Origin of the sequence: Fictibacillus enclensis, from assembly GCF_030123385.1 — a bacterium.
GTDB lineage: Bacteria > Bacillota > Bacilli > Bacillales > Fictibacillaceae > Fictibacillus_C > Fictibacillus_C enclensis.
Genome location: NZ_CP126109.1, coordinates 1252868 through 1264862, shown reverse-complemented (window position 1 = coordinate 1264862; position 11995 = coordinate 1252868). Strand labels below are relative to the sequence as shown.

Annotated in this window: 12 protein-coding genes and 1 pseudogene; 3 read left to right on the top strand and 10 right to left on the bottom strand. The window is 43.6% G+C overall.

Going from position 1 to position 11995, the window contains the following annotated elements; genetic code table 11:
• Positions 1 to 26: 26 nt before the first annotated feature.
• A complete protein-coding gene (locus QNH15_RS06815; RefSeq protein ID WP_283893537.1) occupies positions 27 to 602 on the bottom strand; it encodes a beta-class carbonic anhydrase in 576 nt (191 codons plus the stop codon).
• Positions 603 to 1027: 425 nt separating this feature from the next.
• On the opposite strand from QNH15_RS06815, the gene QNH15_RS06810 reads away from it, so the two are divergent.
• On the top strand, positions 1028 to 1882 hold the full coding sequence (locus QNH15_RS06810) for an STAS domain-containing protein (protein ID WP_283893535.1): 855 nt from the start codon (positions 1028 to 1030) through the stop codon (positions 1880 to 1882).
• Positions 1883 to 1932: 50 nt separating this feature from the next.
• Here the strand turns inward: QNH15_RS06810 and QNH15_RS06805 are convergent, their stop codons facing one another.
• Entirely contained in the window at positions 1933 to 3066 is a 1134-nt protein-coding gene (locus QNH15_RS06805; RefSeq protein ID WP_283893534.1) for a hypothetical protein, read from the bottom strand.
• Between the two features lie 405 nt (positions 3067 to 3471).
• Here QNH15_RS06805 and QNH15_RS06800 point away from each other — a divergent pair, with 405 nt between their 5' ends.
• Complete coding sequence (locus tag QNH15_RS06800; RefSeq protein ID WP_283893532.1) at positions 3472 to 4842, top strand: DUF2254 domain-containing protein; 1371 nt, start codon at positions 3472 to 3474, stop codon at positions 4840 to 4842.
• A gap of 73 nt (positions 4843 to 4915) precedes the next feature.
• On the opposite strand, the gene QNH15_RS06795 is transcribed toward QNH15_RS06800, so the two are convergent.
• Positions 4916 to 5842, bottom strand: a complete 927-nt coding sequence (locus tag QNH15_RS06795; protein ID WP_283893531.1) for a S66 peptidase family protein — start codon at positions 5840 to 5842, stop codon at positions 4916 to 4918.
• Between the two features lie 195 nt (positions 5843 to 6037).
• On the opposite strand from QNH15_RS06795, the gene QNH15_RS06790 reads away from it, so the two are divergent.
• A complete protein-coding gene (locus QNH15_RS06790; RefSeq protein WP_164988894.1) occupies positions 6038 to 6208 on the top strand; it encodes a hypothetical protein in 171 nt (56 codons plus the stop codon).
• Positions 6209 to 6234: 26 nt separating this feature from the next.
• On the opposite strand, the gene QNH15_RS06785 is transcribed toward QNH15_RS06790, so the two are convergent.
• From QNH15_RS06785 to QNH15_RS06755, 7 genes and pseudogenes are all read right to left on the bottom strand, one after another.
• Positions 6235 to 6543, bottom strand: a complete 309-nt coding sequence (locus tag QNH15_RS06785) for a DUF2325 domain-containing protein (RefSeq protein ID WP_283893530.1) — start codon at positions 6541 to 6543, stop codon at positions 6235 to 6237.
• A gap of 330 nt (positions 6544 to 6873) precedes the next feature.
• A complete protein-coding gene (gene ssuD, locus QNH15_RS06780) occupies positions 6874 to 8013 on the bottom strand; it encodes an FMNH2-dependent alkanesulfonate monooxygenase (RefSeq protein ID WP_283893529.1) in 1140 nt (379 codons plus the stop codon).
• Positions 8010 to 8597, bottom strand: a complete 588-nt coding sequence (gene ssuE / locus QNH15_RS06775) for an NADPH-dependent FMN reductase (protein ID WP_283893527.1) — start codon at positions 8595 to 8597, stop codon at positions 8010 to 8012. Before ssuE ends, ssuD begins: the two co-directional genes overlap by 4 nt.
• Positions 8597 to 8968 (bottom strand): hypothetical protein, encoded by a 372-nt coding sequence (locus QNH15_RS06770; protein WP_283893526.1) that lies wholly within the window; start codon positions 8966 to 8968, stop codon positions 8597 to 8599. The genes ssuE and QNH15_RS06770 overlap by 1 nt, the downstream gene beginning before the upstream one ends.
• 27 nt (positions 8969 to 8995) lie before the next feature.
• A complete protein-coding gene (locus QNH15_RS06765) occupies positions 8996 to 10000 on the bottom strand; it encodes an aliphatic sulfonate ABC transporter substrate-binding protein (RefSeq protein WP_283893524.1) in 1005 nt (334 codons plus the stop codon).
• Between the two features lie 34 nt (positions 10001 to 10034).
• A pseudogene (locus tag QNH15_RS06760) lies at positions 10035 to 11106 on the bottom strand (LLM class flavin-dependent oxidoreductase).
• 30 nt (positions 11107 to 11136) lie between these two features.
• Positions 11137 to 11988: an ABC transporter permease gene (locus QNH15_RS06755; RefSeq protein ID WP_283893522.1), complete on the bottom strand. Its 852-nt coding sequence runs from the start codon at positions 11986 to 11988 to the stop codon at positions 11137 to 11139.
• Positions 11989 to 11995 lie beyond the last annotated feature (7 nt).

Sequence of the window (11995 nt, the reverse complement as noted above, 5' to 3'; positions counted from 1 at the left end):
CCCTCTCTTCTCTTATCTCTATTTTTCTAATGCTGTACAGTTACAGATTCCTGTATTTCAACAGTGGTCAATCCACCTGTGTGAGGGTCAATCACAAGCCCGTGTACTTTTATTCCTTCAGGAAGAAGCGGATGATTTCTAACCAACGTCACACTGTGTGCCACACTATCTTCCACACGGTCAAAGCCTGTCAGCCACTTTTCAAGGTCTATTCCTGCACTTGTTAAGAAATCCAGCTGGTTTTGATCAATTCCCTTTTCCTTTACCTTATCAAGAAAGGAATCATGGCGGAGCCCGGACATGCCGCAATCTTTGTGGCCGATTACACATACTTCTTCAGCCCCAAGTTCATAGATAGCGAGCAGGATACTCCTCGTTACGCTTCCAAAGGGGTGAGAAATAAGAGCTCCGGCATTCTTTATAATTTTGGCATCACCATTGCAAAATCCGATCGCCTTAGGCAGTAGTTCTGTGAGCCTTGTATCCATACACGTTAAGATGACCATCTTCTTATTCGGAAATTTTGTTGTTTCAAAATCTCTGTACACTTCATCTTTTACAAAGGTTTGATTGTGCTCCATAATCTCAGAAATAGTTGACATGTTTCTCTCTCCCTTTTTATTTGATGGGCTAATTATACAGTGCAACGTATCACTGTACGTTTACAGTTTAATTAAGGAAATTTTGTATGAAAGCGCAATCTTTGAGAAAAAATACACAATTTATGACAATAGTGAGAGGCATTTCTAATCAGTCATGACCATTGGTATAAGGGATATACTGCATTTTGGGGGCCAATGTGTGAGACCCGATAACAATGGGGGCTTTTGAGGGATAAACTGTAGGAAAAAAGAGGTGAAACCATGAATTGTATATGAATGTTGATAAGGTTTATAGAACTTCTGTCCTCAGGGTTTTCTCCTTGTTTAGACATACCAACGGCGTTATTCATCCATACGTTACAAAAAACGGAAAATGATCGAACAATATAGGGTAGACTATGCGTAGGTTTTAGGAGGAGTCTGTTATGTCAAAAATGATCAAAAATGAACCAACTACTTATCTTCAAGAGATCAGTGAGCTGATATTAGAACAAAAAGAAACGTTATCCAATTCCATCCTGGAGGATGAGCGTTTTAACTATAAGCATGCAGGAAACAACAAAGACCGGCTTCAGCACTTACGGCTTCAGCTGATCCAATTGTATGGGGAAACCATCCCGCTTCCTTTGAGCATAACAGCTAAAAAACTGAAAGACTGGGGCAAGGATTATGCTGATATATTTGTCTCATTGAATATTCCACTTGATCATGCGATTGAAGAGGTTCATTTTTACCGAAACAAAATCGGTTTGATTATAAAAAAAGCAGCAAAAAATGAAAAGTTGGATCTCGATACGTTTTATGAGCTAATTTCCGGATTTGATCTGGTTGTGGATACTGCGGTACAAATGGTAAGTACGTCTTATATGGAAAAATACATCTCCAACTTGAGAACTGCAGAGGAGGAGATTGATGAGTTGTCCGTTCCAGTGGTTCTTCTTGGGGACGGAATAGGCATCTTACCCATGATTGGGGATATTGATACCAAACGAGCACAGATTCTCATGGACAATGCCTTAAAAAGTTCGGTGGATCTCGGATTAAGCAACCTTATTCTGGATTTATCGGGAGTACCCATCATTGATACGATGGTGGCGCAAAAGATTTATCAGGTGATTCAGGCGTTGGAGCTTATTGGTGTTGAGACCAAAATCAGCGGTTTGCGCCCAGAGCTTGCCCTTACAATGACGTCTCTCGGTGTCGAGTTTAGAGGCATCAAGACCTTTTCAAGCCTTCATCTCGCTCTGCAGCATCTTGGTTTCATGCGGAACACTCACTAAAAGTCAAAGAAGAAGAAGTATCCGGAAAATGGATACTTCTTTTTTGATCCTTAAATTAATTTGCTGGCGTTAATGGCTTCCCTGTATCCTGACCGCGTAAAGTGATAACGATCATCCAGATAACCCTCACGCTGAAGGGAACTCAGTGTTTCTTCGGGAATAGTAGCTGCCAATTCATCAAGCTTATGATTGATTTCTCCCAACGAAGAATCGCTGACAAATTCGGGAGTCAGGAGGCGTACAATACCTTCGATTCGTGAATCCCGTTTTTGGAAGAGCTGCGGTGTACGGTTGATCGCCTGAGAAATCCGGTTCGTGAACTGAATCAATTCCTGCTTCAGATTGGTAGCCTGTTTTTCTTTTTCCTGAAGCTGTTCCTGATAGAACTTTCTTTCCTCTTCATTCAGATTGGCCCTCGTGTACAGCTGCTGATAAATCTGGGTCTTGTCCATCTCGATTTGTTTCAATTCTTCTTCTTTCAACATCTGTGTTTTCATATCTTCTTCACTTGGCTCATAATACGTCCAGTCATTGACCGAATCTTCTTGCTCAGTGCGATTGACCGCTGAATCTTCTTTTACTTCCTCGTTATCCGGTTCATTTGTTTCGAATAATGGTTCAGGTTCCGCTACAGGCTGAGCGTCTGCTTTTTCAATGGATTCAAGAGTTTCCTGCTCCGCATCCGAAGCGTCGCCTCCCGGGTTGTGAAGGGCTTCCTGTCGTTCTTCTGCTTGCTCCGCCTGAACCTCCACCGATTGTTTATTATCCGTCGGAAGATCTTCAGCTTCATCGTCTTTTTGTGGAAGTTGTTCTCCTTCTTCCAGAAAAACAGTTTCTACTGCCGGTTCATCCTCGTTTTTGTTTACAATACCTTCAGGAAGTGCTGCCACTGCTGGTTCTTCCATTCGTTCCGTATCAGTCGTACGTTCTTCAAGCTTCCGTACAAGATCGTTGAATTTTTTATAGTACATGACGGAAATGGTTAACGCAAAAAGTGAAGCAAACAGAGAGATAAAGTCTGAGAAGCGGAAAACGAAAGGCGAGGCTGCAATCTTATAAAAAAGTAAAAGTGCAAAAGCTCCGATTACAATAACCTTCAACCAGCTTTCCCGGTTCTGAATTTGATCACTCTTTTTGGAAGCTTCACCGCTTCCCCCAAGAAAAGATGATAACTTTTTATTCATAGCGTAGTCCTTTCTAAACGTGTGTTGTTTGTGAGAAACAGTAAAATGGACATCTTGAGGTGTGCTCCTACATACATAGATATCGATTGCTTCCCTTTCTTTCTAGGGGTTTACCCTTTTACAGGGGGAGGCAATTCTCCCTCCTTTCCCTTCTCTCCCTTCTCTCCTGCTCTCAAGCTTACTCATTTAAAATTAAATACTGTTTTCTCATACCCTCTATTTTACCGTTTAATAGCCACCGTGCAAAAATTCTGAAGGCACCTTTCATAAAATGGAAGTTTAAAAATGCCGATATAGGTAAAAGTGTACTAGGGTGCAATGACATAACGAAAGACACAGTTTTTTCGTTTTTTTTTAGTGATTACAAAAGAAAACCGGGACATTTTTCCCATAGGAGTGTGTTGAATGGCAAGATTCAGGTTACTTGATAAATACTTAAGAAGATACACCCAGCTTTCAGAGAGAGAATTGTCACACCAGCTCCAGACGAACCTATGGTTCACACCCGTTTTGTATATCGTCTTCTCGTTTGTATTGCTCGCCCTTTCCTACACGGCAGATTATAAATTTCAAATGGGCGAAAGAATGTGGGACATCTTCGCAGTAGATTATGATCTTACACAAGCACTCGTCAGTACACTAACTGCAGCAATCCTGACATTGACTACATTTACCTTCAACTTGATTCTTGTCGTATTTACAACCTTTTCCGGCCAATTTTCACCGAGGATATTAAAAAACTTTATAGCGAGCAAAGCGACACAGCGGATCCTGGGAATATTCACGGGCAGCTTTTTCTACATGCTGTTTTCCTTTCTGGTTTTAAACAAACGCTTTGCTGATCACTTTTTCACCGTCCCGCTGGTGGCGGTTCTACTCGCCTCCTTGTCCATGGGAACGTTTATCTTTTTCATCAATCATGCAGTAGCCTGGCTTCAGGTGAACAAAATGACATACGAAATGAAAAAAGAATCCATGTCCATCGTGAAGGGGTCGCTTCAGAATGAGATTGATCCTTATAAGGTAAAAGATACAGCGCCACTTAAGGAATATGTTGAACGGCTGACAAAACGGGAAGGAAAGCAGATCTCATCTAACAGATCCGGTTATATACAGTTGATTGACTTTGTTGAAATCATGGAAGAAGCAAAAAAAGATGACATCATCATCAAACTGGAATATACCATTGGAGATTATGTTTTTAGCTCCACCCCCATTCTTTCATACTGGTCGAAAGAAGATGCGGAGATTGACATACCCAAATATTTGGCACTTTTCAGCTTTGGAAAACGGCAGACGGAAGTGCAGGACATGGAGTTTAGCATTAATAAACTGGTTGAGGTTGCCATCCGTTCTGTAGGAAATTATGACCCAAAGACTGCCTCTAATGCCATCAATCAACTTGGAGAACTGCTATCCTACATTTCCTGTGTAGGTAATCTGAATCCTTATCTGGTGGATGTGGACGGACACTTGCGCGTCATTCTTCAAGAAAAAGATTTTAGCTATTATCTGTATAACGGCCTTGGATACATCCGTCATTATTCCGAGGATAACGTGATTGTCGGAATCGAAATTTTAAGTGTGCTTGATTTGATTGCTAAATCAGCCAATCCAAGAGATTATGATGCGATATGGGAATTTGCAGTTTATACGACTAAAGGGTATGAAAAGGATTTTCTATTTGGACTTGATTGCGAAAAATTTAACAACCTGCTTTATGAAATCGCCAAATCAACCGGGCATGAAAAAGATTTTCAACACATGGGACCTTAAGGAATTGCTCCCAAAACTAAAAACCAACCGCTGATACCGTTGATATTAACGGTTTTTACGGTTGGTTTTTTCTTTACGCATTGCCAACTGAAGGCTCAAGAATGGTAAACCGGTTGTTCACCGTATCCAGATTGGCTCTGGCACCAATCGGAATCGCTGCTTTATAGTAACCATGGGCAGTTGTTACATTAGTCATGAGAGGCTTTCCAAGGGGAATCATGACCTCCCGGATTAACTGCTCATAGGTGACTCCATAAGCAGGTTCACATGAGGTGCATTCCCCCATCACAATTCCCGCACAAACTGCAAATTTACCGGCGATTTTAAGGTGGTTCAAATACCGGTAAACGGTATTGATCGGCTCATGAGTTTCTTCAATGATTAGAATCTTCCCTGTTGTATCAATCTCAAAGGGTGTTCCCAAATTATCAACAAACGAAGTCAGATTGCCCCCAACCACCTCTCCGGTCACATTTCCGCGCACTCGGCTGACTTGAGGGATACCAGGAGGATTTATAATCTGCCGGGGAGATTGAAAGGTGGATGTTGCCAAAAAAAACTGATCATAATTATATGGCGGAGTTTCCAGATTAAAGTCGAGGAGCAACAGGCTTTGGAAAGAAATCAAATCCGCGTACTGGTACAGAACATTGAGCAGGATCGTGATATCGCTGTATCCAGATACAATCTTGGGATTTTGACGAATGACAGTAAAGTCCAAATACGGAAGGATCCCCGCTACTCCCACCCCTCCACGGGTAGGCAGAATCATTTTCACGTTTTTATTGGAAAACATCGCCATCAAATCAGCAGCCCGCTGCTGGTCGGTTCCTGCCAAAAAGCCCGTGCTCGTATACACGTTTTTGCCCAGCACTGTATTGAATCCAAGGCTCCGAAGGGTTTTTATGCCTTCATTTATTCTTGCAGGCTCCAACGGGCTTCCAAGCGTCACAATCCCGATGGTGTCCCCTCTTTGCAGAATTGGTGGTCTGACAGCCATATACATCCTCCCCATCCCCAGAGTTTCCCATCGAGATGCATCATTGATGTATATGTAATATAAAACAAGATTATCCCCTTATGACAAATCTTTCAAAACAATACTAAAAGGGGAATAAAGAGGGTATGTAGAAATAATACATAGACCCGTTATTAGTTTACGGACTGAATTATAAAATAGAAAGGGGAAAATTCAATGAAAGAGTATAAAATTATCGAAACCAGCGGACGCTGGACGTTCAGTCTTGATACACTGCCGGACAGCAATGCGCCTTTATCCTGGGAAGAAGCAGAGCGTATAAAAGAACAGCTGGAAGAATGTGTCCCCTTCCAGCTTGAGATTGTGAAAATAGATTCAACTGACTAACAGCCTGCCTTATTGGCAGGCTATTTTTATTTTAGTCTTGTTTTTATGTTTAAGAAGATGGCTTTCTCGAGAGACTGATGGATCGAACACCATGATCGTTTCGAATAGCATACCGGAATTGCTTGCTTATTCGCTTTTTTCTTGATGGCCGTCGAAAATTCATGATTAATATAGTCCGTCAGTACCAACACAAGATTCACATGGCTTGGTATTTCCTTTTGTGACATTCTTGCCTTTCTCCCGCTTACATGTATAATTTCCTCTACACCTACGTGCTCGAGCCTTTTTTTTATTTTACCAAGATGATCTCCGCCTACAATCAATAATGCTGACATCAAAAACTACTCCCTTCCTCATTCCCATTCATGTATTGGTTTTGACAGGGTGCCTTTGGTTTTCCAATGGGCAGTTTACGTTATTATTTATTTCTTATCTGTTTACTCGGATTTACTTTTAAATAAAAACCTCTTCCTACAGCTTTTTGCGAATAGGAAGAGGTTGTGATACCTGAGAAGACAGAAAATTTAAACGATTAAAAATAATATATAGAAATAGACCTTCCAAGTCAATATTAATTAAAAAACGTTGTCATGTGTATGTAAGCAGCAAAAACTCATAAAGAATATGAGTTTTTGTCTGAGTTCTGTTTCTGCTTATCTAACTTGTCATTCCGCTTTGCTTTTTAACGGCAAATAAGTGTTGGCGACAAATTCTCCTACCGGGTGAGCAGCGGTGTTTTCTTGTTGTTCTCCATGGTTGAGAGGCAATCTGGGAAACAGCAGTTCCGCTACCCGATAGGCTTCTTCCAAATGAGGGTATCCGGAAAAGATGAAATGATCGATGCCAAGGGACTGGTATTCTTTCATTCGTTCGGCAACAGTATCCGGATCACCGACAAGGGCGGTGCCTGCTCCTCCCCGAACCAGACCGATTCCGGCCCAGAGATTGGGGCTAATCTCCAGAGATTCAATTTTTCCGTTATGAAGCGATGCCATTCGCTTTTGCCCTACGGAATCATACCTTGAAAATATTTTTTGAGAGGCGGCAATCGTTTCCTCATCCACATATTGAATCAATGAGTCTGCGGCTGCCCAGGCTTCTTCCACAGTTTCTCTTACAATGACATGAAGGCGGATTCCGAAGCTGACAGTCCTGCCCTGAGCTGCTGCGAGTTTTCTGACTCTCTCAACCTTCTCTTTCACCTGCTCAGGAGGCTCGCCCCATGTCAGATAGACATCAATATGCTTAGCCGCTACTTCCAGCGCTGCATCCGATGAACCGCCAAAATAAAGCGGGGGATATGGTTTTTGCTGCGTAGGCAGTAACACCTTGGCTCCTTTAATTTTCAGATGTTCCCCCTCAAAGTCGACCTTTTCACCAGCCAGCTCTTTTCTCCAGACCTCCAGAAACTCATCGGTCAGCCGGTAGCGGTCGCTATGGGACAAATGGAGCCCGTCGCCCGCAAGCTCCACCGGATCACCGCCTGTCACCACGTTGATCAATAGTCTGCCATTTGATAATCTGTCAAACGTAGAAGTCATCCTGGCTGCCAATGAAGGAGAAATCAATCCTGGTCTTACAGCCACCAGAAACTTCATTTTATCTGTTGCCTGTATTAATGAAGAGGCGGTGATCCAGGCATCTTCGCATGAATGTCCGGTAGGAAGAAGCGCGCCCTTAAATCCCAGGCAATCCACTGCTTGCGCAATCTGGCGGAGATAGGAAAGCGTAATCGGCCTCCCTCCCTTTGATGTTCCTAAATACCTGCTGTCTCCATGTGTGGGCAAAAACCAGTAAACGTTCATGCACCTGTCCCCCTGCCTTTAGCGGAATCGAGTTCCAATTCTCTAATATAGATGTCTTTCTTGACCTCATCAATCAGCTCATTCAGCGGCACAAAGAGCCGGTTTTCGATTTCGGGATCAAATCTGACATCTGACCCAATGTTGTGTTGCAGCTGCTGATCGATTAAATAGACACCGTTTAATATGTTTCTTGCACCGATTGCATACAGAACCGGTTTAAGCGCATAATCAATGCTCAGCAAATGGGCAGCCGACCCGCCGGTGGCGATAGGCAGCACGCTTTTGCCGGAAAGAATGTCACGCGGCAGCAAATCCAAAAGGGATTTGAGAACTCCGGAATAGGCGGCCTTATATACCGGTGTTCCGATGATCACCGCTTTTGCCTGCTTTACACTCTTTTCAATTGCCTTAAGGGCCGGGCTGTTAAAGTTCCCAAGAACCAGATCCTCCGGTGGAATATCCAGCACTGAATAGGATTCAGTTTCCAGGCCCGCTTTTTGCGCCAGCTCACTTAAATGGTGAAGGACAATCCCCGTCCTTGACGTTACCGATGGACTTCCTGAAATCGTAACAATATCAGCCATTACAACTCCTCCTTTTTCTTCAGTGGTTTTAGTGAAGCATTTATTTGCCTGTTGATAAAAAAGGTTTGCAGCGCTCTGGCAAGCCCTCCTGTGCCAAATGTCAGATGCGAATGTTTGCCTTCGGTATACCTGCTTTGGACATCATTTAAAAATTCCAGTATATACAGCCTCCTGTAGAGGATATTGCGGATTCCCTGCTTTGAAAAGTAGTCCTCTATCGTGTTATACAGCCCTTTATTCACACCGTACCGTTCTCTGCAGACCCCGCTGAACTCCAGGTCTGCCAAATTGACAAGATACAGCTGTTCTTTGGTAGCTGACGCTAAAAAATTTTGTGGTTTATGCCATTCTTTTAATGATGCTTCACCCATTTTTATCCCTCCGATAACTGTTGTGGGTTATTTATTCTCTAACGCTTTTTCAACAAACTTGTTTTCAATGACTTTTGAAGTATCAAGCTTTGTCTTTATCCCTCCTGCTTTATAAAGGAAATCTGCCTGTTCCTGATGGGCTTTCGCAAACTCCGGAGTTGTTGGAGAAAGGATTAAGTTCGACCGCTTTAAAACGGTACTGACGATCTTGGGGTCAAGTTTTTCCTTTTTGGCAATATCGGAAGATACTTTGTCCGGATGATCAATAAATTGCTTCATAACTCTCTCATAGGTTTTCAAAAACAACACCGTTAAGTCCGGGTGGTCTTTCGTAAATTGGGTTCTGGCAACAAGAAAGCTCGGCGCATTAATATTCAGGTCCTCTCCGTCAGCCAGGGATTTTGCGCCCGTTTGAAAAATAGCTGTTGTGGCATAAGGTTCCCAAGTGGACCAGGCATCGACTGAACCATTATCAAGCGCGGGTCGTGCTTCATCGGGCTGCAGCTGAACAACTTTAATATCTTTGTCGGACAGTCCCGCCTGGTCGAGTGCCATATAAAGGAAATTATAGGCGCTGCTTCCTTTCGCGACGGCTATCTTCTTGCCTTTTAAATCCTTTAGCTCTTTGATTTTGCTTCCTTTAGGAATGATGATCGAATTTCCCTTTTTTCCATCCGTGGTTACGGCGATCGCTTTAAAATCCACATTGCCCGACTGTCCGGCGATCAATGGGGTTCCACCTGTGGCGCCAAAGTCCAGCCGTCCGGAAGCCAGTGCTTCAAAGTGCGGCGGTCCGCTCGCAAACTCGCTCCATTTGACTTTCACACCCTCTTTTTCAAAGGCTTTCTCAAAGGCTTTGGTCTCCCTTGCATAAGGCAGTACCCCCGTACTGCCCTGCACACCGATATTAACCGTTACATCCCCTTTTTGTTCGGCGTTCGTTTTTTTCTCACTGCTGCATCCTGAAAGCACAATCATCATCGTTAAAAGCGCCATAAGTCCTGCTGCTATCGTTTTCTTTTTGAGTTTCATCCTTTTTTCTCCTCTCCCTATCCCATCCTTTTTGTCATGCATGTGCCGAAAGATTGATCGTATCTGTATCCGGCCGTTTCAGCCCGAGGTGTTCCCTTAAGAGTGTTCCGGCGTATTCCTTTCGAAACAAACCTCTTTCCTGAAGGATCGGAATGACATAGGTGATAAAGTCATCAAGCCCTTCTCTCATTAAATGCGGCATAATATTAAATCCGTCTGCTGCTTTGTTTTCGAACCATTTCTCCAATAGATCGGCGATTTGGGTTGGTGTGCCCGCAATAGTGTAATGGCCCCTTCCACCAGCCAGACGAAGCAGAAGCTGTCTGATCGAAAGATTTTCACGAAGTGCGAGCTCCTGAATCAGCTTTGTTCTGCTTTGATGTCCATCCGTTGCAGGAAGCGGAGGCAGCGGTCCATCCAGCGGATAGGCTGATAGATCCACGCCGACTCGGTTTGACAGTTGATGAAGACTGAACTCTGTATTGGTATAATGATGAAGCTGTGCTTCTTTTTCTCTGGCTTCTTCTTCTGTTTTTCCTATGATCGGGCATATTCCCGGCAGGACCTTGACCGATTCAGGCGACCGTCCAAATGCAGTGGCACGGGCTTTTATTTCCTGATAAAAGCGCTGTGCATCCTCCAATGTTTGCTGGGCGGTGAACACTGCCTCGGCATACTGTCCTGCAAAATCAATTCTGGGTTTCTCCATCTGTTCCAGAGGTGATGATATTCCATCCCGCCCTGCCATTGCTGATATGATCAAGAGAAGCAAATCGTCTGGCCACGTTATAAGGTTCATTAAAGCTGGTTGAAACCGTGGCAATCAATCCAATGTTTTCTGTTACAGCGGCGAGGGCAGACAGCAGTGTAAGCGGTTCGATGCCTCCCTGCGGACCGTATTTGGCACCTTGTCGTGATACCGCATATCGATCTGCCAGAAATAATGAATCGAATTTGGCTTCCTCTGCTTTTTTAGCAAATTTTACATAATGGGAAAGCTTTAGGTTATTCCCTGTTTCTGAACCGGGATGTCTCCAGGAAGCCTCATGATGTCCCATTCCTGTCAGGAATAAATTAAGATGCAGCTGTCTTTTTGTTTGAACCATGTTAAAGCACCTCCATCACTATTTTTCAAATCATCCGATAAAGCTGTCACGCCATTTCAGAAGTCTCTTCTCGAAATATCTCACCAATGAATCCGATGCTTTGCCAAATACAGCGAAAATAATAATCCCTACAAAAACAATGGACGTCTGGGAAAACTGGCGTGCATCCATGATCAAGTAGCCGATCCCTTCACTGGAACCCATAAGCTCAGCCGCTACCAATGCCAGCCAGGCGGCTCCTAATGACAGCCTCAGGCCAAGAAGAATGTTTGGCAAGGCGGCTGGCAGGATAAGCGTTGTAATCTGCTTCCATTTACTGAACTCGAGCACTTTTGCGACATCAAACAGTTTTGAATCCACTCCGCGAATTCCAACAAACGCGTTAACATACAAAGGGAAAAAGGCAGCTTTTGAAATGAGAAGGATTTTGGATAATTCGCCAAAGCCAAACCAAAGGATAAACAATGGGATCACCGCCAAGGAGGGGATGGTTCTCATCATCTGCAGCGTGGGATCCAATGTTAGTTCGGTTTTGCTTGAAAAACCTACAGCCAGCCCTGCAAGAAGTCCGAGCCCGCCGCCGAGCAAGAATCCCAGAATCGCCCGGAAAAGACTGATTTTAAAGTGAGCGAATAGTTCGCCCGAAACGATTAAATCCTTAAATGCCACCAGGATTTCGCTGGGCCTTGGAAGCAATGTAGCCGAAATCAATCCATAGGCACCAGCTGCTTCCCAAATCAGAACGACAAGAACAGGAAGTGCAAGCCCCCGCATCCAATGGGATAAAGGTAACTTTTTACGATTTCTTTTAACAGCCGTTTCCTTTACTGATGGGGGGTGTTCAACACCTGATCGTGTTAATACTCCAGTTTGATTGCTCATTTTTTCA